A 25,712-nucleotide genomic window follows, 5' to 3' on the forward strand; every position below is an offset into this window, starting at 1 on the left:
TTGTTTGACTTTTAATGACTAACCTTGAATTAGGCTTTAAGTCATATTATACAACATAAAAAGCAACCTAGATCTGACCTTATAGATCCAAGTCGCCTTTTTACTTTTTCAGTGGCCTCGTCGGTAGTTAATTTTTGATCTTAACTTCGGGGTGTTTGATCACCATATAAGTTTCTTCTTTAACCTAGTTGATTACACCAATCAATCAGACTTTTCGCCTCGGCTTCAGTAATTTCCCCTTTATTAACCAGCAATTCAACTAATTGATTAAAATTTGCTAGTGTATAGTAAGGTATATTTGCTTGATTGAAAACATCATTAGTTCTTTTTAGTCCATAACTAAAAATAGCAAAGACCGCTTCTACAATACCTCCAGCCGCTTCAATGGCTTTAACAACAGAAAGTACTGATCCTCCCGTTGAAATTAAATCTTCAACTACCACCACATGATCCCCTGGTCGAATAACACCTTCGATTTGATTCCCTTTTCCATGTGCCTTTGCTTGGCCTCTGACATAGATCATTGGTTTATCTAATCGATCGGCTAGCCAAGCAGCATGTGGAATCCCCGCTGTCGCACAACCAGCAATAACATCAATCTTTAATTGTTTTGTTTTGATTTCTTCAATGAAACCTTCAATTATTTTATTTCTAATCTTTGGATAAGAAATCGTCAAACGGTTATCACAATATATGGGTGATTTAATTCCTGATGTCCAAGTAAATGATCGATCAGGTTTAATTTGAATCGCATCAATTTCAATTAGTTCTGTTAATATGTGATTGGTTAACTCTGTCATGCATTCCACTCCTCTTTTGCTGTTAAATAAGCCTTTTTTGGATGATCGGCTAAGGTAATACTCCGACCGATCACGAGTGCATCTGCCCCGTTTCTTTTTGCCAAACTTGGAGTTGCAACCCGTTTTTGGTCATTTGAATGACTATTTAATAGTCGGATTCCTGGGGTGACCGCTAAGAACTGATCACCACAAACTGCTTTTAATGCCTTGACTTCATGAGCCGAACATACGACTCCATCTGCCCCATTATCTTGTGCAAGTTTAGCTAAATGAACAACTGTCTCTTCAACTGAACTTTGAATTTTTAATTCTTGTTTAAGTACCTCTTCTTGAATCGAAGTTAATAAGGTAACAGCTAATAAATCTGGTATATTTGAGCCGTTTGCACCGTCAAGAAGTCCCGCCTTCGCAGCCTGAATCATTTCACCACCACCTAAGCCGTGAACATTAGTCAATGCAACGTCTAACTTAGCAATATTCTTCATTGCCTTATAAATGGTTGTTGGAATATCGTGAAGTTTAATATCTAAGAAAACCTCATGGCCACGATCACGCAACCGTTTCACAACATCTGGTCCTTCTCGATAAAATAACTCCATCCCCACTTTTACAGCAACTTGATCAAGTTGATACTTTACTAAAAATAACTCCGTCTCTTGCCAGTTTTTAAAATCTAAAGCAAGATATATTGGACGATTCATTAATGATGCCCCCCTCCAATTGCTTCCTTTGCCGAGCTAAAGCCGTACTTTGCTAAACAAGCTGGTAATTGATCAATTATATCCGAACAAATCATCGGATTCTGAAAATTAGCTGTCCCTATTGCAACAGCACTAGCACCAGCTAGTAAGAACTCTAACACATCCTCAACTTTTGATACCCCTCCCATACCGATGATTGGGATTTTAACTGCTTGATAGACTTGGTAGATCATTCGGATTGCAATTGGCTTAATTGCGGGGCCTGTTAAACCACCTACTTGATTTGCTAATAGGGGTTGTCTCCGATTTAAGTCTATTTGCATACCTGTTAATGAGTTGATCATTGTAATTCCATCTGCTCCAGCTTGTTCAACAGCTTTAGCAATACTAACAATATCAGTTACATTTGGTGATAATTTAACATAAACAGGAACATGACTTGCATTTTTAACTCGTCTAGTTACTTCAGCTGCAACTTCAGGGACTGTTCCAAACTGAACACCACCCTCTTTCACATTTGGACATGAAATATTCAGCTCAATTGCTGCAATATCAGTTGTCTGACGTAAACTTTCAGTCACACTTTCGTACTCGTCAATTGTACTCCCAGCAACATTAGCAACCACCGGTAAATCATACTGTTTTAAAAAAGGGAGTTCTTCCTTGATGATCTTTTCAACTCCTGGATTTTGAAGACCAATCGCATTTAACATTCCCGAATAGGTTTCCGCAACTCGTGGTGTTGGATTTCCCAAACGTGGTTTAAGCGTTGCTGCTTTTATCATAACTGCCCCTAATTTACTAAGATCATAAAATTGACAGTATTCTTTACCAAAGCCAAAACAACCTGAAGCTGGCATAATCGGATTTTTTAAGTTTAGCCCTGGTATCTCTATTGATAAGTCCATTATAAAATCACCTCATTTACTTTAAACACCGGACCATCCACACAAACCTTTTTGTATTTTGATTTGTCTGCCGATGACACGATACAAGCATAACAAGCTCCAATCCCGCAGCCCATCCGTTCTTCAAGAGAAATATAGCCCGGGAAATGATTCAATTGATTTTGAACTGCTTTTAACATCGCCTTTGGTCCACAGCTAAAGTAATAGTCAAAATCAAGTGTTTCCTTCTCAATAACGTCTGTGACAAAGCCCTTGCTACCATAGCTACCATCATTTGTCGTTACATAGCATTTTCCCATGCGATTAAACTCATCATGATAAAAAACGTCATCCTTAGTTTGGAATCCTAAAATTGTTGATACTTCAACATCTTTTTCAACTAACTTCTTCGCAAGATAATAGAGCGGGGGAACCCCAATACCGCCACCGATCAAAAGTGCCTTGCTAATCTTAAGCTCATCAATTGGATAACCATTTCCACATGGAATAAGGACATCCAGTAACTGACCTGGTTGTAGTTGCGCTAAAGCTTTCGTTCCATCACCAAACTGTTTAAATATAACTGTTAGAATTTGCTTTTCAATATCGATATTAGCGATTGAGATTGGGCGTCGAAGCATGTGTTCCGTTCCATGATTGACTCTAATATGAATGAATTGTCCAGGTTGAAATTTGCTTAATCTTTCTAAGTCCAGTCTTAGATCAAGTTTAACTGTTTGGTTAGCGATAAAGTCGATTCCGTCGATTACAACCTTTAATTGTTCCATTAGCGAATAACCTCCTCTTTATCAACGACTGGTTGAACAGTAAACGTAGTAGAGTCGATCACATCTAATATGGCTATTGCCGTATCAAGGCTTGTTAAACAAGCTATCCCATTTTCTACTGCCGTACGTCTAATTTTAAAGCCGTCAGAACGTGGTTTTTTTCCGGATGTAAGTGTATTGATCACAAATTGCACTTTCTTTTGCTTAATCTTTGTAAGCAAATTGACTTTTTCTGAACCAATTTTCCCAACCTCTTGAACCTTTACACCATGTGTATTTAAATACTGTGCCGTTCCTGATGTAGCAAATATATCAAATCCAATGCTTTGAAAACGTCTTGCAATCGGTAAAGCCTCTGCTTTGTCTTTATCGGCAATAGTCATTAAAATCGCACCTTCAAATGGAATGGCTAACCCTGAAGCAGTTAAACCTTTAAACAGTGCCTTAGCTAATGTTTTATCCCTACCAATGACCTCCCCAGTAGACTTCATTTCTGGACCAAGTATTGTATCAACACTCTTTAGTTTTTCAAATGAAAAAACAGGTACTTTTACTGAAACATAGTCGGCCTCAGGTAACAAACCGCTTTGATAACCTAATGCTTGTAATTGGTCACCCAAAATAGCTCTCGTAGCCAATTTGGCCATTGATAGTCCTGTGATTTTACTTAAGAAAGGAATCGTTCGACTTGCACGTGGATTAACTTCTAATACATAAACTTCTTGTTTATGCACAACAAATTGAATATTAATTAATCCTTTAATCTTAAGAGATTCAGCAATTTTAATCGTGATATCAATCAGCTTTTGTTTTGTCGTTTGATCAATTCTTTGAGTTGGATAAACAGCAATCGAATCACCTGAATGGACACCAGCTCGTTCTATATGTTCCATTATTCCAGGGATTATTGTTGTTTTACCATCGCTAATCGCATCAACCTCAACTTCAATTCCTGTTAAATATTTATCAATCAGCACAGGATGTTTTCGTTTAATATGGGTTGTTTTTTCCAAATATGTTTCCAGTTCATTTTCATTATAAACAATTTCCATTTGACTACCACCGATTACATACGATGGTCTGACAAGAACCGGATAACCAATTTGTTTTGCTACTTCAACCGCTTGATTGAGTTCTAAAACGCTCTTTCCTTTTGGTTGTGGTATGTTTAATTTTGATAATAACTGTTCAAATTTATCTCGATCCTCTGCTCGATCAATGCTTTCAAGTGATGTCCCTAATATCCGAACGCCCCTTCTAGTTAAACCTTCGGCCAAATTAATTGCTGTTTGACCACCAAATTGGACGATGACTCCCAAAGGTTGTTCCAACTGAACCACATGCATGACATCTTCTAAAGTTAAAGGTTCAAAATATAGCTTATCAGAGGTACTAAAATCTGTTGAAACCGTTTCAGGATTACTGTTAATAATGATTGCTTCATATCCCTGTTCTTTTAAAGCTAAGACAGAATGAACTGTTGCATAATCAAATTCGATCCCTTGTCCAATTCGGATCGCTCCTGAACCGATTACCAAAACTTTCCTCTTTGAGGAACAAATAGACTCCTGTTCCTCTTCGTAGCTACTGTAAAAGTAAGGTGTATTTGATTCATATTCAGCTGCACATGTGTCTACTTTTTTATATACTGGCTGAATATCGAAGTCCTTTCTTTTATTATAAATATCATCTTCAGATAATCCTGTTATTCTTGCTATTTGTCGATCAGAAAAGCCTATTTTTTTTGCATTTAATAATTGGTTAAGATCAAATTTATTCAATGCTAATTGTTTTTCAAACTCGATTATATTTTGAATTTTAGTTAAAAAGTAGCGATCTATTCTTGTTAATTGGAAAATTTCCTCAACATCAATATGACGACGAAATAGTTCAGCAATGATAAAAATCCTTTGGTCATCTGTTGCCATCAGCTTTCTCTTTAAATCTGATGTCGGTAGATTAACTAAGTCAGCTTGATAAAAGTCCCCGTCAGTAAAGTCTAAAGAGCGAATCCCCTTCAAAAATGACGTTTCGAAAGTTCTACCAATTGCCATTACCTCACCCGTTGCCTTCATTTGTGTCCCTAGTGTCCGATTGCCATTGGTAAATTTATCAAAGGGGAATCGCGGAAATTTTGTAACAACATAGTCTAGGGTAGGTTCAAATAAAGCATATGTTGTCTTTGTCACTGGATTGATGATTTCATCAAGAGTCAGACCAACTGCGATTTTGGCTGCAATTTTTGCTATCGGATATCCTGTTGCTTTAGAGGCTAAAGCAGAAGAACGGCTGACACGAGGGTTAACCTCAATAATGTAATAATTAAAGCTATCTGGATCAAGGGCTAATTGAACATTGCAGCCTCCTTGGATTTTTAATGCTCTTATAATTTTCAATGATGCTAGGCGTAATAATTGATATTCCCGGTCACTTAAGGTTTGTGATGGGGCAACAACGATCGAATCACCAGTATGAATTCCAACTGGATCAATATTCTCCATATTACAAACAACGATAGCTTGATCATTTTGATCACGCATGACTTCATATTCAATTTCTTTATATCCCGCAATATTTCGTTCTATCAAGCATTGATGAACGGGAGATAGACTCAATCCACCACGAGTAACTTCCTTTAATTCTTCTTCGTTATAACACATGCCACCACCTGTTCCACCAAGGGTGTAGGCTGGTCTTACAATTAAAGGATATCCTATCTTTTCTGCAAATAATAATGCCTGATCAACCGTGTTAACAATCTCACTTTCAGGAACTGGTTCATTTAAGTCGTGCATAAGTTGACGAAACTTTTCCCGGTCTTCAGCTAATTGAATCGCTTCTAAACTTGTACCGAGTAATTCAGTTTGGTATTTTTCTAGCACACCATGCTCGTCTAACTCAATTGCTAAATTTAAGCCAGTTTGTCCACCTAGGGTAGGTAATATTGCATCTGGTCTTTCCTTACGAATAATTTTCGTTAAGTAGTCAACTGTTAGGGGCTCCATATAGACTGTATCTGCAACTGTTTGATCTGTCATAATTGTTGCTGGATTTGAGTTGGCTAATACCACTTCATAGCCTTCTTCTTTTAAAGACTGACAAGCTTGCGTTCCAGAATAATCAAATTCAGCGGCTTGTCCAATAATAATTGGACCTGATCCAATCACTAATATTTTTTTGATATCTGTACGTTTCGGCATTAAATGATCCCCTTTCTATCGGTGCTAAATTGACTAATCTCTATTATAAATTGGTCATATAGGTCTTTTGTATCTTCAGGTGCTATCGTGCTTGTCGGCAAATATTGAACCGAAAAAGCCGGTCTATCTTGATGGCGTAATCCCATTACAGTTCCATCGTTTAAATCACTATGTGTTAAGATGAGCTTGGTATCCTTAAGTGATGATTTAGTCACTTTATAAATATGATTTTGACTAGTTAAACACGTCTTTTTACTCATTATGTTTTTCACAGGGCGATTTGAGCCATGATGGCCGAGATCCATTTTTTCTGTATTAGCTCCACATGCTAGAGCCAATAATTGATGCCCTAAGCAAACCCCAAATATCGGGAATTGATCGATCAAGTCTCGAATGGTTTCGATTGCTTCTGGAAGATCTTTTGGATTGCCGGGCCCATTAGATAACATAACACCATCCGGTTTTAAGACTTGGATATTTTCAGCTGTATAATGGTATGGAACGACAGTCACATGACAATCTCGTTTGATTAATTGACGGATAATACCATGTGTCATACCATAATCAATCAAAATGATATGTTTACCATCCCCTGGGATTACATATGGACTTTTTGTCGAAACTTGTTTGACCTGATCGGTGACAGGTGGTTCCCACTTAACTTCAACATCATCAATTTTATTTGAATATTCGGTTAATACAGCCCGCATAATCCCATTTTTACGAATATGTTTCATTAATTGTCTCGTATCAATACCAGCAATACCGGGAATTTTATTAGCTTTTAAATAACTATCCATCGATTGATCTGAGCGAAAGTTTGATGGATGCTCACAGATCTCCTTTACAACTAGTCCATGTAAGGATGGCTGAACAGATTCAAAATCTTCACGATTAATGCCGTAGTTTCCGATTAAAGGATATGTCATTAAAACAATTTGACCACAGTAAGATGGATCTGATATGGTCTCCTGATATCCAGTCATTCCATTATTGAATACTAACTCTCCTTGTTTTGATCCTGAATAGCCAAATGCCTTCCCGATAAAACGGGTCCCATCTTCTAATATCAATTGTCTCTTCATATCATTTCAACCTCCCGATAAACGATTTGGCCATTTACAATTGTTAGTAGGGGTTTCCCAGTAACATCCCACTTAGCAAATGGTGTGTTTCTTCCTTTTGATTGAAAAGCTTCTGGAGTAATTGACCACTTGTGATCTAAATCAATTAGGACAATGTCTGCGTCTTGTCCGATCTCTAGTCTCCCTTTTTGTAAAGCAAATACATCAGCAGGCTTTATCGTCATCCAATCAATAAGCTGCTTAAGTGTACACTTACCCGTTTGTACAAAATTTGTATATAATAGTGCAAATGCTGTTTCTAGCCCAACAATACCAAATGGTGCTTGTTCTAACGTTCTTGATTTTTCAACGGCAGTATGTGGGGCATGATCTGTTGCAATTAAATCAATCGTTCCATCAAGTAACCCCTCCCATAGCGCTTCTTGATCTGCTCTTGATCGTAAAGGTGGATTCATCTTAAAGTTTGTATCTCTCGTCTTAATATCAGTTTCATTTAACAATAGATGATGTGGTGTTACTTCCGCAGTCACATGAATTCCCGCTCGTTTAGCATCACGAATCACACGAACAGATTCTTTTGTGCTAACATGACAAACGTGATAATGGCAACCAGTCGCCTCAGCAAGTAACACATCACGCGCAATTTGAACAGATTCACAAATGGAAGGTATGCCGTTAACACCCAATCTTTCACTAACCTCACCTTGGTGAACACTTCCATTATTAATTAATGAATTATCTTCACAATGGGCAACAATTGGTTTATTTATCTGCTTGGCAAATCGCATCGCCGCCAACATCTGGTCTGCTGTTTGAATCCCGACACCATCATCAGTAAAGGCAAACACTCCCTGGTCTCCAAGACTTTGAAAATCAACCAGTTCCTTTCCTTGTAAGCCTTTTGTTATTGAACCATATGGAAGAACATGAACGCGTGCGTGTTTATTGATTCTTTCTAAAATACCTGCCAGATTTTCCTTACCGTCTGGTACTGGATTTGTATTGGGCATCGCACAAATTGTTGTGTAACCACCATTAGCAGCGGCTCTTGTCCCTGTTTCAATGGTTTCTTTCGCTTCCCCACCTGGTTCACGTAGATGGACATGAACATCAATAAAACCTGGGGCAATTAATTTTCCATCCGCTTCAATAATGATATCATCAGGTTTTTTAGTAATATGCTCTGATATATCGGTTATTTTCCCCTGTTCAATTTTTATATCTATTTTTTTTGCCTTAATATGAGTTAACATGTGCGTACATTGTTTGATAATTGTCGCCATTTTCTTGCCCCTCCTTATTTAATAAATAATCAAGAACCGCCATTCTTGCATAAACTCCATATTCCATCTGTTTGAAAATCCTCGAACGTTTGCATTCAACTAATTGATCATCAATTTCTATATCTCGATTGACTGGGGCCGGATGCATAATGATTGCATTCTGCTTCATCCGCTTTTCCCGTTCAATTGTTAAACCGTATTTGTTTAAATACTCATTTGCTTCAACAACTTTTGGTTGATCATGTCGCTCTGATTGAATCCGCAGTAACATCACGACATCACACATTTCAATAGCTTCATCTAATTCAACATAAGGAAAATCCAATCGATCATCTTGCCATTCTGGTTTAGACGAAAGATATACATTAGCACCTAATGTGCGAAGTGCATATGCATTTGACCGTGCAACACGGCTATGAATAATATCACCAACGATAAGTACATTTAGGCCCTTCAAATCACCGAATTCTTTGTACATTGTATATATATCTAGCAAGGATTGTGTTGGGTGTTCACCTGCACCATCACCAGCATTAATTACTGGTACATCTAACTGTTCAGCTAACTTCTGTACAGCATTATCTAAGGAATGTCGAATAACAATTGCCTCTGCACCAATTGATATAACAGTCTTTGCAGTATCATAAACAGATTCTCCTTTACGTACACTTGAGTAATCGACTTGGAAGTCAATCACCTCAAAACCTAATTTTCTCTCAGCTACTTCAAAACTTAATTTTGTCCGCGTACTTGGTTCATAAAATAAATTTGTAATAAAACGTTTTTTATCCTTTTCCTGTTTTGGTAGCTCTCCCTCAGCAAACCGATCTGTTTGTTTAAGTAAGTACATTATTTCATCTGCAGTTATGGCTTTCATTGAGACAAAGTTATTCATTCATATTCACCTCGTTAAATAATTTTTTTCATACGTATTTGCTTATAAAAAAGACTAGCTATACCAAAGTGGGCTAGTCTATAAATGGTTATTCTTGTGTTTGATTTGACTCAAACATATTTCCATTGCCATATCCAGATTCTTTACCTGGCAATGCTAAATTTAGGATAACGCCAATGATAGCTGCAAGTGCCATCCCAGCAAATTCAAAGTTTAAACCAAAGATGGAGAATCTGATTAAAGCCCCGCCTATACCGATTACCAATATTGTTGAAGCAATAATAAGATTACGATTGTTCCCTAAGTCTATTTGGTTATCAACAAGCATTCTTAATCCACTTGAAGCAATAATTCCAAATAGTAATATTGAAACGCCACCCATTACTGGAGAAGGGATTGACATAATGACATCTGCAATAATACCAATAAATCCGAAGATAATAGCAAGCACAGCAGCTCCAGCAATCACAAAAACACTAAAGATTCTAGTAATGGCTAAAACGCCAATGTTTTCACCATAAGTCGTATTTGGCGGCCCACCCAAACATGAAGCAATGATAGTAGCAACTCCATCACCTAAAAGCGAACGGTGTAAACCTGGTTCTTTAATAAAGTTTCGTCCAACTACTTTTGATAGCACCATTTGATCACCAATATGTTCATTTATTGTAACAAGTGCTATCGGAACCATAACTGCAACAACACTCCAGTTGATGACTTCAAAAGGCGAGTAGTGAACAAAAGGTATAACAAACTCAGGTAATACAAAGACAGCACCAAAGAACTCCCCAACTGAATTTGCACTAATAATTTGATTCCAACTTTCAGATATAGCTGTCGTATCAACAATTCCAACAATAAGTGCATATATATACCCTACAATAATTCCGATTAAAATGGGGATTAAGCCGAAAAAGCCTTTAAAAAATAGTGAACCTATGATTGTTACTAGTAAAGTAAGCATAGCGACTGAAAAGTGTTTCCCACTATAAGCCCCATCAACATTCATTGCCATATCAATTGCAGTCGGTGCTAAACCAAGACCGATTACAATGATGACTGGTCCTACAACGATTGGAGGTAAAATATTCATTAACCAATCCAAACCAAAGGCAGCAATTAATAATGCAAGTACACCATAGACTAAACCAGACATAAAACTACCGACCATTGCTGCTGGAACACTGGCATCATTAATCGCAGTTATAAGCGGTGTAATAAAGGCAAAACTTGACCCTAGGTAAGCAGGGATCTTTCCTTTTGTTATAAGTAAATATGCAAGTGTCCCTGTTCCACTTGAAATAAGTGCAACTGATGGGGATAAGCCGGTAAGAAACGGAACAAGCACCGTTGCACCAAACATTGCAAACAAATGTTGTAAACTCAACATCAACCATTTTGATTTTTTCGGAACATCTTCTACATCCATTACCATATCCAATCTTTTCATCTTATACTTCCTCCTCTTTCTATCCCTTAGGCCAATTAATTATTCTAAGCAATCTTAATGATTAAAAATCTTTTTAATAGCTATCAAAAAACCTCTTTGCAAAGTTGCAAAGAGGTTTTTAAAGCATGTGTAAACACAGCTATCCCTATACAACCTTGCAAGCCTCACGGGGCTCGATTTAAAGGTTTCTATGAACAGTTCTTTATTTTTGATAAATACTAACTAAATCTGTACCATCCGTTTCTTCTAACGTCACATTCACAACCTCAGACTGAGCGGTTGGAATATTCTTTCCTATAAAGTCAGCTCGAATGGGTAGTTCCCGATGACCGCGGTCAACTAATACGGCTAATTGAATTTGGGCTGGGCGACCAAAGTCAATCAATGCATCCATAGCAGCCCGAACAGTTCGACCTGTATATAAAACATCATCAACAAGAATGACCTTTTTCTGATCGATATCAATACGGAGCTGGTCAATATTTACTGTTGGCTCTGCTTGTTCAGTAACATGGCTCAAATCATCACGATAAAGCGTAATGTCTATTTCACCAATCGGAACTTCGATCCCTTCGATCTGCTTGATTTTTGATTGTAACCTTTCAGCCAGAGGGATTCCTCGTGTCTTTATTCCAACTAAAATAAGATTTTCAACACCTTTATGGTGCTCAAGTATTTCATGTGCAATTCGTGTCAATGCTCGATTAATAGCTGGTTGATCTAAGACATCTGCCTTCCTTTTCACTACTCTATACCTCCTCTTAAGCTGATTAAAGTTATTTTGATTTCACAATGATAATCATAAAATTCACATAAAAAATCCCTTTTCTCCGCGTGGGAAAAGGGATTTGAATAAACGATAGCTATCCAAATAAACGATTCATTCCTTTTCAGCCTCACGGGACTGTAGTTAAAGGTTTTCTTATTAAACTTATTATTTCAGATTTTTAATGCAAAGTCAATAGCTTTCTCGTGCTTTTGCTAAATAGTGATTAAAGCTTGCTGGTGGGTCAACCTTAAATTCAAGCCACTCCTTCGTTTGTGGATGTTGAAAGGCTAACGCCTCCGCATGTAGAGCTTGACCATCACCCTTAATTGATTTTCTTTGTCCATATTTAGGATCTCCAACAATTGGGAAGCCAATATATTTCATATGGACGCGGATTTGATGCGTACGTCCAGTTTCAAGCTTACACCTGATTAGAGTAAACTTTTGATTTATACGTTCAATCACCTCGAAATGAGTCACTGCTTCTTTACCATTCGAGACAACTGACATGCTTTGGCGATCTTTCGGATTTCTACCAATCGGCGCCTTAATTGTACCATATTCATGTGGAATCGCACCATGAACGAGTGCAAGATAAGAGCGTTTGACCTTTCTTTGTTTAAGTTGATCTGCTAATGCCAGGTGGGCCTGATCATTTTTGGCAACAATTAATAGACCGCTTGTATCTCGATCAATTCGATGAACAATACCAGGGCGTATTTCTCCATTGACTTTTGACAGGTGTTCAGTATGAAATAAGAGTCCATTAACCAGTGTTCCAGAACGATGGCCAGAAGCTGGGTGAACCACCATTCCTTTTCTTTTATTGACAATAATGATGTCATTATCTTCATAAATAATATCTAAATTAAGTGATTCAGGTTCTATTTGTATCTCTTCTACCTCTGGTTCTTCCCATGTAACGATCTGTCCAGTTTGACAGCGATAATTAGCTTTTACTATTTTCCCATTTACCTTCACTAATCCCGCCTTAATCCAATTTTGAATTTGTGCCCTTGATGAATCAGTTAACAGCTTACTCAATAACTTATCTATCCGAATATTTTCATTGGCCGAATCTATCACATGTTCATTATACGTCATTTTTTTTAGCGCCCTTTCCAAACTCATCTTTGACAATTATAATCCCAATTATAATGACTCCAATAACTAGTGCAGAATCAGCAAGGTTAAAAATAGGGTAGCTATAAGAACCGAAATAAACATCAATAAAATCAACAACTTCCTGATACATTATTCGATCGATAAAGTTACCGATTGCACCACCTAGAACTAGTCCTAAACCTACACCGAGCCATCTATTTGTTTTTGCATATTTTTGGATGTAATAAACGATCATGGCGATAACAATCACAGTAATAATATAAAAAAACACCATTTGGCCCGCTAAAATACCCCATGCTGCCCCTGAATTTCGATGCGAAGTTATGTATAAGAAATTGTCAATAATCGAAATGCTCTCTTTTACTTCCATATTCGTTAAAACAAGCCACTTTGTAAATTGGTCAATCAAAATAGTTAATAAAGCTAACAAATAATAAATCATCTATACCCTCCATCATCCAACGTCATATATTTGCATTTTAGCATATTTATAATTGAAAAGGGAAATAACTTAAAGGAATTTCTTTCAACTTATTTAAAATGGATTAGTAAAGCGTTCAGATAGTGAAACTAACTGAACGCTTTTAGTATTTTTAATAATATTCTTCAACAATACTTGCACATCTATCACAAAGATCTGGATGTTGATTATCTTTTCCAACTGTATCAGAAACTACCCAACAACGATCACATCTATCTTCATTATACTTTTCAACTTGTACATGAACATAATCATATCCACCTGGCTGATCGCTGATCTCAGTTTCAAGTTCAACTTTTGAAACAATAAATAATTGGTCAAGTCGATCGATGTCAGTTAGTAAAGCTTTTGTTTCTTCATCCTTTGGAGTAAGGACAATTTTTGCTTCAAGCGATTTACCAATCACCTTATTTGCTCTTGCTTCTTCAAGTGCTTTTAAGACATCATCTCGAACAGCTACAAAATGATCCCATTTTTCAATTAGAGCTTGGTCATTACCTATCTTACGAACTTGAGGCATATCTGTTAATTGAACATATTTTTCTTCTTTATGCGGTATATGACTCCAAACCTCTTCAGCCGTATGTGTTAGTATTGGTGTAATCAATTTGACCAAGCTGATTAAAGTTTCATAATAAACCGTTTGTATCGAGCGACGTCGATGGCTGTTCTCTGGCTCAATATAAAGAATATCTTTAGCAAAATCTAAATAGAAAGCACTTAACTCCTGTGAACAGAATTGATGGACTTGATTGTAAACCATTGAAAAATCATAGTTATCATAAGCATTTAAAACTTTATCTATAACCTGTTGTAATTTAACTAACATATATTGATCTAATTCTTCAAGTTGGTCATCTGCTACTTTATTTACATTCGGATCAAAGTCAGCTAAGTTACCTAGTAAAAAGCGGAATGTATTTCTAATTTTACGGTAACCTTCAGATGTTTGTTTCATAATATCATCTGATATACGAACATCTGCTTGATAATCAACAGATGCGACCCAAAGTCTTAATATATCTGCACCGTATTGTCTCATTATTTTTGCCGGTACAACAACATTACCAACTGATTTACTCATTTTACGTCCATCACCATCTAGTACAAATCCATGACTTATTACAGTTTTATATGGGGATTTACCAGTTACAGCAACAGATGTTGAAATTGAAGAATTAAACCAACCGCGATATTGATCCGATCCTTCTAAATAAATATCAGCTGGTCTTTTTAATTCTTTATTCTCTGACAATACCCCTTGATGTGATGAACCAGAGTCAAACCAAACATCCATTATATCCATTTCTTTAGTGAATGTTCCACCAGGACTATGTTCAGATGTAAAGCCATCTGGTAACAAGTCTTTTGTCTCCCATTCAAACCAGATATTAGACCCATGTTGACGGAATAGATTAGCGACATGGTTAATTGTTTCATCAGTAATAATTGGTGTTTGATCCTCTCCATAAAACACTGGGATCGGAACACCCCAAACTCTTTGTCTTGAAATACACCAATCTCCACGATCTTTTACCATGTTAAACAGACGTGTTTCACCCCATTTAGGTAGCCAATTCACTTGACCGATTTCTGCTAGAATATCAGAGCGGAAATCTTTGATTGAAGCAAACCACTGATTCGTAGCACGATAAATAACCGGTTTCTTTGTTCGCCAATCGTGTGGATAGGAGTGCGTAATAAATGATAGTGAGAGTAGTGCACCCTTAGTTTCTAATAAGTCAGTAATTTCTTTATTGGCGGCATCATAGAATAAGCCCTCAAAGCCTGGTGCCTCAGCTGTAAAGACCCCTTTTTCATCGACTGGACAAAAAGCTTCCAAGCCATATTCCCGTCCAACATTAAAGTCATCCTCACCGTGACCGGGTGCAGTATGAACGAGTCCAGTACCACTATCAAGCGTTACGTGATCAGCCAAGATGATTAATGAATCACGATCATAAAATGGATGTTTAGCAACAAGTCGATCAGCTTCACTTCCCTTGAAGGATTGAACAATATGATAGTCTTCCCACACAAGTTCTTTAGCCACTGATTCCAAGAGTTCCTCTGCAACGATTAACTTCTCGCCATTTACCTTAACAACAACATAGGTTAGATCTGGATGAACAGCAATTGCTAAGTTAGCAGGTAAAGTCCATGGAGTTGTTGTCCAAATTACAAATCGCTCATCTCCAGTTAATAATTCTCCACCTTCTTTTACATCAAATGCAACATAAATAGACGGAGAACGCTTATCTTGATATTCAATTTCAGCTTCTGCCAATGCGGATTCAGAAGACGGTGACCAATAAACAGGTTTTAAACCTTTGTATAGATACCCTTTTTTAGCCATTACTCCAAATACTTCAATTTGTGCTGCTTCATATTCTTTGTGTAACGTAATATAAGGATTATCCCAATCCCCACGTACTCCTAATTGTTTAAATTGGGTTCTTTGATTATCAATTTGTTTTAAAGCATAATCAGTACATTTTTGTCGAAATTCTGCCGTCGACATTTTTTTTCGATTAACCTTTTTCTTAGCTAATGCCGTCTCAATCGGTAAGCCATGAGTATCCCAGCCTGGTACATATGGTGCATGGAAACCCGTCATCGATTTATATTTCACAATAAAGTCTTTTAAAATTTTGTTTAAAGCATGTCCCATGTGAATATCACCATTTGCAAATGGTGGGCCATCATGTAGTACAAATAAGGGGCGACCTTTTGTTCTTTCCTCGACCATTTGATAAAGATTATCTTGCTCCCATTCTGCTTGCATCTTTGGTTCTTTGTTCGGTAGATTCCCTCTCATCGGAAAATCTGTTTTCGGCATTAATAGCGTTTCTTTATAATCCATTAATGATCCCTCCTAATCTCATTCTGTCCAATAATGATTGGTTTAACAATAGAAATAGCAACTTTCCCCACTTGTGATAGCTTGCTTGATTCTTTTAGAAAATAAAAAAGTTCCCTAATCCCAAAAGGGACGAGAGAACTCGCGGTACCACCCTAGTTAGCTATAAAAAAACATATAACTCACTTAAATCATCATAACGGGATGTCGACCGTCCTATTTTACTTACACCATTGTTCAAATAGGAAGCTTGAGAATGATCTTCAATTATCTTCTTATACTAGGCTCACACCATTTCCTAGTTCGCTAAAATAAGGGGAAATAATTTACTCTTTCTCGCATTGCTGTTCAAATTGTTTGTTTTTTTAAAAAATTAAAATATAATCTCATCTATGAATTATATGTAATCATAGTGAATTCGTCAAGGTGAATTACTTGAAATCTTATTCAGACTCCTCTACTTCATCTTCCAAATCATCGATCTTTAAAAGTTGATCCCAATCTTTATTATCAACAAGTTCAAGTTGTGCTTCAACAAGCATTTTTAACCGTGTTCGAAAAACTTTACCCTGTTTCTTTAATTCCTCTACTTCAATTTCAATTCGTCTTGATTTTTCCAAAGCTTCATTGATTATTCGATCTGCATTTTTTTCTGCTTCCCTAACGATCAACGTGGATTCTTTTGTAGCATTTCCTTTTATTTCTTCCGCTGTTTGTTGGGCAATTAAAATAGATTTGTTTAAGGTTTCTTCGATATTGGTGAAATGACCCAATTGTTCTTGTAAATTCTCTACTTGACGTTTCAGCTCTTTCTTTTCACGAATTACAATTTCAAAGTCTTTAATTACTTGATCTAGAAAATCATTCACTTCATCTTGATCGTAACCCCTTAGGCCTCTAGTAAACTCTTTATTATGAATATCTAATGGTGTCAACGGCACAATGGCCACCTCCTCAATCTTTTAATTGCTGTTGTTATTATATTTCGACATATATATGCAGATTTCCTGCTAATAAAGTGAATCTTCACGCAGTAAGGGAGTTTTTCATCTTCACTGAATGTTAAATAAACAAATCAAGCTTTCACTGACAGTTGATCCGCGAAAAACAATCCTCCTAATGACTTAATCGCGCATAATTAATCCGCCATTTTTGCTTCTTAGTTTGTCCAATGATTTGATTTAATCGACTTCGACCTTTTCCGCGACACGAAATGATATCTCCTAATTCAACAAGAAAAGAAGGATCTTCCACAATCTTAAAGTTGACTTTGACTAAATCTTTTTTTATTAATTCTGTTGCTTGTGTTCTTGAGAGATGATAAAAATGTTTTAAAATAACATCTAAGCGGAGCGAACTAACTGTTGTTTCAAATGTCTTCCAGTCATCCTTGATTAAGATTGCTTGACTAATCGGGATTTTTTTAAATTGAATACTTGCTTTTTTGATTGAAGTTAAGTGTGTAGCAACATATTCACTAATATCAGCACTAGTAATTATTTGAATCCGACCATTATTAGAATCGATAGCCAAATCGCCTAGTTTTTTACGCATAATGCCTAATGATAAAAAAGCACCTAATACATCACGATGCTCAATATTAACAAATTTAACTGGGTAAGAAGCTGTTAATATATCAATCGGGAATGATTCATTTGATACTGTTTCATAATAAGGAGCTAAAAGAGCCTGTTTTCGTTCTGTACCTTCAATGCCACCAAAAAAATGCAAATTTATTTCTTCATCTTGACCAATGATACTTTGATAAATATATTGCTCCCGTGGATCTAAAAAGTCACTATATTTGAGTATATATTGACGTTCAACCTGTTCCCTCCAACTCAAAACCTGATCTATAAAAGGTTGCTCATCTTTACGAAAATGTTGGTAAATATCCATCTTATTTAGTGATCACCTGAAAAATCCAAATAGTACGTCAAGGCCACTTGCAGCAAATTCCAAAACAATTAATGCAACAAGGCCAGAAAAGTCAACCATACCAAGCGGAGGGATCATCTTTCGAAAAGGTTCCAAATAAGGTTCTACAATACTTGCTAAAAATTGGCCAATTGATGATTCTCGCGAACCAGGGAACCACGACATTAAAATATAAATTACAATCGCAAATTGATATAAATTAACTAATCTAAAAATTAACACTTCAATTAGATCCATCTATTTACCACCTTTGTTCCATTTCTTCATCTTCTATAACCTGAGTTATGTTTCCTGTTATCTCTACATTATCTGGTGTACATAAAAAGGTATGTGGGCCTAATTTTTGAATTTCACCTGATACAGCATACACTGTTCCACTGAGGAAATCGACAATGCGCTTGGCTTGTTGATAATCAACGCGTTGCAAATTAATAATAACTGATCGACGATTAACAATATTATCGGCAATATCTTGAGTTTCTTCATATGATCTTGGCTCAGATAAGACAACCTTTGCTTGAGGTTGTACCGATTTTAAACTAACAATATTCTTATTCTCATGTCTATCACTTCGTCTCATGATTTCTTCAGTCTCAGCTGGTTCAATTTCCTCATAATATTCTTCATCTTCTACTGAAAAAAGTGTGCGAAATTTGTTTTTAATGCTCATTTTATCACCTTTACCCTTCTGTTCCGACGATACGATTACCTATTCGAATATGGGTTGCTCCCTCTTCAATTGCAATCTTATAATCATGACTCATTCCCATCGATAGGCCTTGGCACGGTGCATGTGGGTAATTTTTCCCCACAATATAATCACGCAGTTCCCGGAGCTTCCGAAATACCTGGCGTAAAATAATTTGATCGTCTGTATATGGTGCCATTGTCATCAAACCGACGACCTCTACATTAGGAAAGTCCGCCAATGATTCAATAAAAGATTCTACTTCGTTTGGTGCGATACCATTCTTTGTTTTTTCACCACTTACATTTACTTGAACAAAGCAAGGTATTCTTCGCTTAGCTCGTTTATTTATTTCTTTCGCAATAGATAAGCGATCTAGTGCATGAAAATAGTCCATTTTATCAACAATATCTTTTACTTTTCGCGATTGTAAATTTCCAATGAAGTGCCAAATAACATCTTCATTCGTACAAGCCGCTTGTTTTTTTGTTAAACCTTCTAATCTATTTTCAGCAATATTGACAATCTTAGCGTCAATAACTTCCTTTGTTTGTTCTATTGTAACATATTTTGTCACAGCTATCAGTGTAATTTCATCGGTTGATCTACCGACTTTTTGGCAACTTTCTTTTATCTCTTGTTTAACTTTTTCAATATTACTTTCTATGGTCACAATGCTCCCCCTTTTATAAGCATTAACGACAACCAATCAAACCAAGCATTCGGCCTGTCCTACCATGACACGACGATAAGAATAAAATTCCGTAGAATCGTATGTATATTGTTCACTGACTAAGAGGTTTGTTAGACTTTATCCCTTGGTCGATTAACATATATAGATTTTTTTAAAAAAGAATCAATTAAACACTGGTCGTCATTATCAATTATATTACTTACATTATTCTAATAAGTAGGTGGAATTTAATCTATGATATCTTGATTTACCTGATATCGAGCAAAGCCAATCGATGGATCAATTGTGATAAATAGCCTATGAATGTTTACGCCTTCTTTCATCAATCCTTTAGCTATTTCACCGGCAATTCCACGAGCTATACTTCGCCAACCAGCATGAATAATGTAGATCCAAGCTGATACTGGATCATAGTAAGAAACTGGAACACAGTCAGCTGAATAGGCTGTGATTAACACATTGCGGTCTCTTGTCATCAAACCATCAGTTGCTACTATTGTTCCATTTCGTTGGAATGTCTTCTACACCTATCTTTGGATCATGTTTTGAGATGAAAAGGACTTTTGTCTCATGAACTTGTTCTCCTATCCAATATGACCCTAGAGGATAAGCAAGATAGTCTGACATCCTCGCTCTATTTTCTATAACAGATTTTTTCATTACCGTGTAGACTCATCTTAAATGTACCATAAGGTGATCTACTAATACCACCAAAACGAGTTGTTATCTCCCTCTTATTTCAGGGAATTTATCTTTTCATAGTAGAATTTGTTTATAAGGTGGATCATCCTTTAAAAAGCTTGTTTTTTCACGATTAAGCTCTCTATCTAATGATGACACAATATATCTTTCACAATTAGACTAAGGCAAAAATCTATTGCTCGACTCATTACAAAGTATTAGTCATAAGTGAGTATTTTCTTAAAGTTTATTTTATCATATCTTATCTAGATTTTCTCTGACTTTTCATTCAAAGATTGAGTCAAGTAATTGTGGGAGCTTTTTAAGTCTTATTTTATACAACTTTTAGTATCTCATTAATTAATGACTCGGCTTTCTTGACCCGCCTTTGCCAGATACTTTGCTTTCCACGGGCACGACCTCGGGCGCACAGGATGTGGGTCAGTTAGACGTTGCCACAGGACGTGGCGGTTTTAACATTCCTTATTGTTCCACTACCGTGCCGCAATAAGGATTTTCGGACGCGTGGGACTGGGACAGCGGTTACTCGTCCCATCGAAGACCGTTTGCTGTTCCTGTGGGAGTCTAAATATCTTTACATGACTAGATACAATATTAATCACAGTCCTAGTTATTAATGAAATTCATTCAACAAGGCAAGACAATTGACAGCTGGATAATTTCCACTTCAACATCACTACGCTTTATTTTTTAACAAAGATCCAATCGTATAGCCACTCATTCTTCTAATTAAAAAATATAATAGCAATAACAATAAATATTAGTGTTCCCACTACACCAAATGGTAAATCAGAAATGTATTCTCTTAGAGGATAGTGACTATAAAAACCCGATAACATAATAAGTGTGAAAACCAAAATAGCAATCCGTACCGCAACTACATAAGCAATTATTATTTCAGATATGAATAATAAATAAACGGTTTTTTTCTTTATTCCATTTACCATGTATGAATTAAATAAAATGTAGTAATTAGTTAGGTTGTACAGGTTTACCAAAAGGTGGATAAAAATGTAGAATAACCTAAATATATCAATGTCTTATTATAACATTGTTGCTTATATTCTAATACAAAATATGCTAATTATCTCGGTGGAAATTTTAATCTTTATACCTGGTGTTTACTGCATAATAAAAGTTAAGAGTATCGCAACCTAAATATCAGAAGGTTGTACAAAAAAAAGGCTTGCCAGCCCCTTCAAAATACCCTACCGTTAATGGCCGGAGGAAATAAAAGGATGCTAGCAATGCCTGAAATCAATCATATCAATAAATTAAGAAATGTTAAATCTCTTTCCGTCAATGGGCACTGACTTCTCTGGAATAACTGATGTATCAAAGAATTGTTGGTGAACATCTTCGTGACCGATCGCTGGATAGCCCAAAAAAACTTTCCAATGCTACACTGGCATTCCGATGGAAAGGACTTGTAACAGCTAGTTCAATTGCTGAATGCTGTACCACTGAACTCAGCCTTTTTATCTCGTTAAAAGCAAAATATTGATCTAATAAATAGACCCTTTTCGCTTGCTAGCCTGCTCCTAAACATTTTACTCTAACTCATTCAAAACATCTTATTCAACTAAAATAACATCATTTCCTAGTGTAATAATGTTGCTCCAAGGAATGATTATTTCTTCTCGTTTATTAAATAAGTGCCCAAGACTGGAACGACTGCCAATAATGATATCAGTAATTAAACCTGAATCAACATCTATTTCTAAATCTATAATATAACCCATTCTTGCTCCCGTATTCACTGAAACAATTTCTTTTGCTTGTAAATTAGTTAATGTTTCCATCAAATCACCACCCTACTTAACTATATGAACATTTTGTAAGTGTCATTACCTTTCTATCCATTTAAAAAACCGATTGCAATGATTGCAATCGGTTAATGGATTCACCTTATATTTAATGGCCATCAAACATATCCTGATTCATCTCTTGGATGGCCGCTTTTTCGAGTCTTGAAACTTGTGCTTGAGAGATGCCTATCTCATTAGCCACTTCCATCTGTGTTTGTCCTTGAAAAAACCGCTTCGTTAGAATAAGTTTTTCTCTCGCGTTTAAACGCTTAATTCCTTCTCGTAATGAAAGATGATCTACCCAATCTTCTTCCTCATCGCCTTCATCACTAATTTGATCCATCACATAAATCGGATCGCCACCATCATTATATATCGGTTCAAATAAGGAAACAGGATCTTGTATTGCATCCAAAGCAAATACAATATCTGACTGTTCAACTCCTAATTCCTTAGCAATATCTTCTGCGGTCGGCTCTTTTAATGTTTTACTAAGTATTTTCTCCCTTGCTTGGAGCGCTTTATATGCTGTATCTCTTAGTGATCGAGAAACACGTATTGGGTTGTTATCACGTAAATAACGGCGAATTTCGCCTATAATCATTGGCACTGCATAAGTGGAAAATCTAACATTTTGGCTAAGATCAAAATTATCAATTGATTTCATTAGCCCAATACAACCCACTTGAAATAAATCATCGCCATATTCTCCACGATTTTGAAATCTTTGAATGATACTTAATACTAATCGCAAATTCCCATTGATTAAAGTTTCCCTCGCTGACTGATCACCTGCTTGTAACTCTCTGAATAATTTTCGCATCTCTTCATTCTTGAGGACCGGTAGTTTTGATGTATCTACACCGCATATTTCTACTTTATGTCTAACCATATGTGACCCTCCCATGTTGTCCAACTATACATGGAACAGTATCACCATTGGTTAATGCTTTTATGCAGGTAATAATTTCTAAAGGTCAAATGAGAATGTTCATAAACTTGTATCCTTGATAGGTTAAATCATTTTTTCAAACTCTTTTTGAAGACGCTTAATAATCTTCTTTTCCAAACGTGAAATGTATGATTGTGAAATACCAAGTAAATCAGCAACATCTTTTTGAGTCATTTTTTCACTACCGACTAATCCAAAGCGTAATTCCATAATTTGCTTTTCCCTGCCGGTTAATTGGTCAAGTGCCTTCCGTAACAACTTTTTATCTACTGCTGCTTCAAGGTCTCTTTCAATGATATCTTCTTCAGTACCTAGAATATCTGACAGTAATAATTCATTACCATCCCAATCAATGTTGAGTGGTTCATCAAAGGAAACCTCTGATCTTAATTTATTTGTTTTTCTCAAATGCATAAGTATTTCATTCTCAATACAGCGTGATGCATAGGTTGCTAACTTAATCTTTTTCTCTATGTTAAAAGTATTAATTGCTTTAATTAAGCCAATTGTCCCAATACTGATTAGATCCTCAATATTAATTCTTGTATTTTCAAACTTCCTTGCAATATAGACAACCAGCCTTAAGTTTCGTTCAATCAACATAGCTTTAGCCGCCTTATCACCATCTGGTAATTTCAATAATAATTGATATTCTTCTTCTTTTGATAATGGTGGTGGCAAAGCTTCACTCCCACCTATGTAATAAATCTCTTTAGGTTTTAGCCCTAATTTCAATCGTAACCTATAATAAATCAATTTTAACTCCAACATTAATTTCCGCACTTTTACACTCCTCATCCCTTTTTTAGTCATATAATTATTTATAGCTGTTTAAATAACTGTGGATTAAGCAAACAATGATAATCCTGATCTGAAGATAGCTTTGAAAATCGCAAACCAATTAACACATTTTTAATTTCAAATGTTTGATTATGATCAACCATAATAAAGGCCTCTGGTTTAAGTGCGAGTAAAAGACCTTCTGGATTAGATACATCCTGATAAGGGATTAATCTTATAATAGAGACTATTGATGAATCAGCTTTCGAAAGGTCTAAAGTCTCATTGATCTGCTTAAGTTGATCTATCTTTTCATCATTAAAAAATTGTTTAATTACATATTGATCGATAATAACAACCGGGTGCTTTGTTAGTGGATCTATTAAATGATTGGCACTGTCTAAATAACCAGAGACCATGACGGATTTATTAAGTATTTGGATTTGGCATTTATACAGCTGATCAGTTTGAAAATTTGCCAATGCTTGCTTGTCCATTGTCTGCTTAGTGAAATACCAGCAAACAGGAAAACCTATGACAACAAATAACCAACTAATCGGTGTCCCCAATCCCGTTGATACTGTCATAAAATAACTATGATTAATTCGAAGAGATTGGTCAAAAATAAAATGAATACCTAATAAAATACCTCCTAAAGTAAAAGTGACAAAATAAAAGAATAACCAAACCTTAATAAACTCAAACCATGATGAGTGCTTAAAAGCAATGACAATAATAATAATTGAAAACAGGATCTTACCGATTGGATATAAAAAAAGACTATTGGGAAAATAAATAACAATAAATACAATGCAAGATGCGAACATTGAAGCAATGGTTATTCGCCAACCACTATTTTTCCTTCTACTTAAATAGCCTGTTAATCTTAAGATCATATAATCAATCATAAAATTGAGAAGCCAAATTGCATCTAAGTAAATCGTCACTTTTTGATTCCTTTCTTGTTTGCTTTAAAAACATTATAAAGGTGAGGAGTAAAAAAGTCTGTCAGAACCTGACAATAAATTTTAGCTTTTTTTATAAGATCATTGATGTTCTTGTCATTGGTTATGAATACATAAAAAAAGCCAATGTAAAACTCAGTTCTAAGTAAAAAGGATTGTAGTAAATGATCGGTTGAAAAGCATTTATGAACAAACGTTCATATCCCATGGATAAAAATAGAGGATGAGACAAAACTCAGCTAAAAAGAAAAAGGAATTCAGTTGATACTGGATTCCTTTTTCTTTTGGTCATCATTTAAATAGAATCATCACCTCTTAAATTTTTTTGAGGTGTCACTCCGTGATTTACACTCTGGGTGGACGCTTTCCGCGGGCACGGCCTCGGGCGTACAGGATGTGGGTCAATTAGACGTGGCGGTTTTAGTCTAACATTCCTTATTGCTCCACTACCGTGTCGCAATAAGGATTTTCGGACTCGTGGGACTGGGACTGGGGCTGCGGTTACTCGCCCCACCAAAGAGACTTGCGGTTACTCGTCCCATCGAAGACCGTTTTCTGTTCCCGCTGGAGTCACCACCCGACCTTCCAATCACTGGCTTGGCGCTTTGTTAAATGTATAATAAATTTTAAGTGGAAATTTAGATTATCCTTATAAATACTATATTTATCATTAATTTATTATTTTAAAATAATATATTTTAATACTAATTTACCACGAATGAAATAGCCTTAATATGACAAATGTAACTGCTAAACTAAAATAGTCAGTTATTGCTCAATAAGATTGAACACTTTTCGATCAAATATACGACCATTCATAGTATGATAGATTCATTGAAATTTATCAGATTTGGATGGTGC

The 25,712-nt window shown here is 36.0% G+C and carries 23 protein-coding genes and 1 other annotated feature; all 23 genes read right to left on the reverse strand.

The window, feature by feature from the left end; translation table 11 throughout:
• Positions 1 to 179: 179 nt before the first annotated feature.
• The 23 genes from pyrE to spoIIGA all read right to left on the reverse strand — a co-directional run bounded on the left by pyrE (position 180) and on the right by spoIIGA (position 24,833).
• On the reverse strand, positions 180 to 800 hold the full coding sequence (gene pyrE / locus KQI76_RS05520; protein ID WP_216399321.1) for an orotate phosphoribosyltransferase: 621 nt from the start codon (positions 798 to 800) through the stop codon (positions 180 to 182).
• On the reverse strand, positions 797 to 1,501 hold the full coding sequence (gene pyrF / locus KQI76_RS05525) for an orotidine-5'-phosphate decarboxylase (RefSeq protein WP_216399322.1): 705 nt from the start codon (positions 1,499 to 1,501) through the stop codon (positions 797 to 799). Before pyrF ends, pyrE begins: the two co-directional genes overlap by 4 nt.
• Positions 1,501 to 2,409, reverse strand: coding sequence for a dihydroorotate dehydrogenase (locus tag KQI76_RS05530; RefSeq protein ID WP_253288822.1), 909 nt, complete (start codon positions 2,407 to 2,409; stop codon positions 1,501 to 1,503). The genes pyrF and KQI76_RS05530 overlap by 1 nt, the downstream gene beginning before the upstream one ends.
• Entirely contained in the window at positions 2,409 to 3,176 is a 768-nt protein-coding gene (locus KQI76_RS05535) for a dihydroorotate dehydrogenase electron transfer subunit (protein ID WP_216399323.1), read from the reverse strand. The genes KQI76_RS05530 and KQI76_RS05535 overlap by 1 nt, the downstream gene beginning before the upstream one ends.
• On the reverse strand, positions 3,176 to 6,376 hold the full coding sequence (gene carB, locus KQI76_RS05540) for a carbamoyl-phosphate synthase large subunit (protein ID WP_216399324.1): 3,201 nt from the start codon (positions 6,374 to 6,376) through the stop codon (positions 3,176 to 3,178). The genes KQI76_RS05535 and carB overlap by 1 nt, the downstream gene beginning before the upstream one ends.
• Positions 6,376 to 7,461 carry a carbamoyl phosphate synthase small subunit gene (locus tag KQI76_RS05545; protein ID WP_216399325.1) on the reverse strand — a complete coding sequence of 362 codons (1,086 nt, stop codon included), beginning with the start codon at positions 7,459 to 7,461 and terminating at the stop codon, positions 6,376 to 6,378. Before KQI76_RS05545 ends, carB begins: the two co-directional genes overlap by 1 nt.
• A complete protein-coding gene (locus KQI76_RS05550) occupies positions 7,458 to 8,744 on the reverse strand; it encodes a dihydroorotase (protein WP_216399326.1) in 1,287 nt (428 codons plus the stop codon). The genes KQI76_RS05545 and KQI76_RS05550 overlap by 4 nt, the downstream gene beginning before the upstream one ends.
• On the reverse strand, positions 8,698 to 9,639 hold the full coding sequence (locus tag KQI76_RS05555) for an aspartate carbamoyltransferase catalytic subunit (protein WP_216399327.1): 942 nt from the start codon (positions 9,637 to 9,639) through the stop codon (positions 8,698 to 8,700). Before KQI76_RS05555 ends, KQI76_RS05550 begins: the two co-directional genes overlap by 47 nt.
• 88 nt (positions 9,640 to 9,727) lie before the next feature.
• A complete protein-coding gene (locus KQI76_RS05560; RefSeq protein ID WP_216399328.1) occupies positions 9,728 to 11,089 on the reverse strand; it encodes a solute carrier family 23 protein in 1,362 nt (453 codons plus the stop codon).
• Positions 11,090 to 11,291: 202 nt separating this feature from the next.
• A complete protein-coding gene (pyrR, locus tag KQI76_RS05565) occupies positions 11,292 to 11,834 on the reverse strand; it encodes a bifunctional pyr operon transcriptional regulator/uracil phosphoribosyltransferase PyrR (RefSeq protein ID WP_216399329.1) in 543 nt (180 codons plus the stop codon).
• 213 nt (positions 11,835 to 12,047) lie between these two features.
• Positions 12,048 to 12,962 carry an RluA family pseudouridine synthase gene (locus KQI76_RS05570; protein WP_216399330.1) on the reverse strand — a complete coding sequence of 305 codons (915 nt, stop codon included), beginning with the start codon at positions 12,960 to 12,962 and terminating at the stop codon, positions 12,048 to 12,050.
• Positions 12,952 to 13,425 carry a signal peptidase II gene (gene lspA / locus KQI76_RS05575; protein WP_216399331.1) on the reverse strand — a complete coding sequence of 158 codons (474 nt, stop codon included), beginning with the start codon at positions 13,423 to 13,425 and terminating at the stop codon, positions 12,952 to 12,954. The genes KQI76_RS05570 and lspA overlap by 11 nt, the downstream gene beginning before the upstream one ends.
• Positions 13,426 to 13,576: 151 nt before the next feature.
• Complete coding sequence (gene ileS / locus KQI76_RS05580) at positions 13,577 to 16,327, reverse strand: isoleucine--tRNA ligase (RefSeq protein ID WP_216399332.1); 2,751 nt, start codon at positions 16,325 to 16,327, stop codon at positions 13,577 to 13,579.
• A 122-nt stretch (positions 16,328 to 16,449) separates the two neighbouring features.
• Positions 16,450 to 16,675, reverse strand: a binding site (T-box leader).
• 92 nt (positions 16,676 to 16,767) lie between these two features.
• Positions 16,768 to 17,265 (reverse strand): DivIVA domain-containing protein, encoded by a 498-nt coding sequence (locus KQI76_RS05585; RefSeq protein WP_216399333.1) that lies wholly within the window; start codon positions 17,263 to 17,265, stop codon positions 16,768 to 16,770.
• A 175-nt stretch (positions 17,266 to 17,440) separates the two neighbouring features.
• Complete coding sequence (locus KQI76_RS05590) at positions 17,441 to 18,223, reverse strand: YlmH family RNA-binding protein (protein WP_216399334.1); 783 nt, start codon at positions 18,221 to 18,223, stop codon at positions 17,441 to 17,443.
• A gap of 12 nt (positions 18,224 to 18,235) precedes the next feature.
• A complete protein-coding gene (locus KQI76_RS05595) occupies positions 18,236 to 18,499 on the reverse strand; it encodes a YggT family protein (protein WP_216399335.1) in 264 nt (87 codons plus the stop codon).
• 4 nt (positions 18,500 to 18,503) lie between these two features.
• Positions 18,504 to 18,932, reverse strand: coding sequence for a cell division protein SepF (locus KQI76_RS05600; protein ID WP_216399336.1), 429 nt, complete (start codon positions 18,930 to 18,932; stop codon positions 18,504 to 18,506).
• Between the two features lie 10 nt (positions 18,933 to 18,942).
• Positions 18,943 to 19,623 carry a YggS family pyridoxal phosphate-dependent enzyme gene (locus KQI76_RS05605; protein ID WP_216399337.1) on the reverse strand — a complete coding sequence of 227 codons (681 nt, stop codon included), beginning with the start codon at positions 19,621 to 19,623 and terminating at the stop codon, positions 18,943 to 18,945.
• Positions 19,624 to 19,871: 248 nt separating this feature from the next.
• The gene (locus KQI76_RS05610; protein WP_483860944.1) at positions 19,872 to 20,123 is read right to left on the reverse strand and encodes a laccase domain-containing protein; all 252 of its coding nucleotides are present in this window, start codon (positions 20,121 to 20,123) and stop codon (positions 19,872 to 19,874) included.
• A 1,797-nt stretch (positions 20,124 to 21,920) separates the two neighbouring features.
• Entirely contained in the window at positions 21,921 to 22,148 is a 228-nt protein-coding gene (locus KQI76_RS05615) for a YlmC/YmxH family sporulation protein (protein WP_216399339.1), read from the reverse strand.
• Between the two features lie 112 nt (positions 22,149 to 22,260).
• The gene (gene sigG, locus KQI76_RS05620) at positions 22,261 to 23,046 is read right to left on the reverse strand and encodes an RNA polymerase sporulation sigma factor SigG (RefSeq protein ID WP_216399340.1); all 786 of its coding nucleotides are present in this window, start codon (positions 23,044 to 23,046) and stop codon (positions 22,261 to 22,263) included.
• A 123-nt stretch (positions 23,047 to 23,169) separates the two neighbouring features.
• Entirely contained in the window at positions 23,170 to 23,889 is a 720-nt protein-coding gene (sigE, locus tag KQI76_RS05625; RefSeq protein WP_216399341.1) for an RNA polymerase sporulation sigma factor SigE, read from the reverse strand.
• A 38-nt stretch (positions 23,890 to 23,927) separates the two neighbouring features.
• A complete protein-coding gene (gene spoIIGA, locus KQI76_RS05630) occupies positions 23,928 to 24,833 on the reverse strand; it encodes a sigma-E processing peptidase SpoIIGA (RefSeq protein WP_216399342.1) in 906 nt (301 codons plus the stop codon).
• Between the last annotated feature and the right edge of the window lie 879 nt (positions 24,834 to 25,712).

Source organism: Amphibacillus sp. MSJ-3, from assembly GCF_018919165.1.
Classification (GTDB): Bacteria; Bacillota; Bacilli; order Bacillales; family Amphibacillaceae; genus Amphibacillus.

What these genes read in the sequence shown, in the direction of transcription:
- lspA (WP_216399331.1), bottom strand. Translation starts at nt 13,425, where the DNA reads ATGATTTATTATTTGTTAGCTTTATTAACTATTTTGATTGACCAATTT.
- KQI76_RS05600 (WP_216399336.1), bottom strand. Translation starts at nt 18,932, where the DNA reads ATGAGCATTAAAAACAAATTTCGCACACTTTTTTCAGTAGAAGATGAA.
- KQI76_RS05560 (WP_216399328.1), bottom strand. Translation starts at nt 11,089, where the DNA reads ATGAAAAGATTGGATATGGTAATGGATGTAGAAGATGTTCCGAAAAAA.
- KQI76_RS05615 (WP_216399339.1), bottom strand. Translation starts at nt 22,148, where the DNA reads ATGGAAACATTAACTAATTTACAAGCAAAAGAAATTGTTTCAGTGAAT.
- pyrF (WP_216399322.1), bottom strand. Translation starts at nt 1,501, where the DNA reads ATGAATCGTCCAATATATCTTGCTTTAGATTTTAAAAACTGGCAAGAG.
- KQI76_RS05555 (WP_216399327.1), bottom strand. Translation starts at nt 9,639, where the DNA reads ATGAATAACTTTGTCTCAATGAAAGCCATAACTGCAGATGAAATAATG.
- KQI76_RS05550 (WP_216399326.1), bottom strand. Translation starts at nt 8,744, where the DNA reads ATGGCGACAATTATCAAACAATGTACGCACATGTTAACTCATATTAAG.
- KQI76_RS05570 (WP_216399330.1), bottom strand. Translation starts at nt 12,962, where the DNA reads ATGACGTATAATGAACATGTGATAGATTCGGCCAATGAAAATATTCGG.
- sigG (WP_216399340.1), bottom strand. Translation starts at nt 23,046, where the DNA reads ATGGTTAGACATAAAGTAGAAATATGCGGTGTAGATACATCAAAACTA.
- KQI76_RS05535 (WP_216399323.1), bottom strand. Translation starts at nt 3,176, where the DNA reads ATGGAACAATTAAAGGTTGTAATCGACGGAATCGACTTTATCGCTAAC.
- carB (WP_216399324.1), bottom strand. Translation starts at nt 6,376, where the DNA reads ATGCCGAAACGTACAGATATCAAAAAAATATTAGTGATTGGATCAGGT.
- pyrE (WP_216399321.1), bottom strand. Translation starts at nt 800, where the DNA reads ATGACAGAGTTAACCAATCACATATTAACAGAACTAATTGAAATTGAT.
- KQI76_RS05595 (WP_216399335.1), bottom strand. Translation starts at nt 18,499, where the DNA reads ATGGATCTAATTGAAGTGTTAATTTTTAGATTAGTTAATTTATATCAA.
- ileS (WP_216399332.1), bottom strand. Translation starts at nt 16,327, where the DNA reads ATGGATTATAAAGAAACGCTATTAATGCCGAAAACAGATTTTCCGATG.
- KQI76_RS05590 (WP_216399334.1), bottom strand. Translation starts at nt 18,223, where the DNA reads ATGGATATTTACCAACATTTTCGTAAAGATGAGCAACCTTTTATAGAT.
- KQI76_RS05545 (WP_216399325.1), bottom strand. Translation starts at nt 7,461, where the DNA reads ATGAAGAGACAATTGATATTAGAAGATGGGACCCGTTTTATCGGGAAG.
- KQI76_RS05530 (WP_253288822.1), bottom strand. Translation starts at nt 2,409, where the DNA reads ATGGACTTATCAATAGAGATACCAGGGCTAAACTTAAAAAATCCGATT.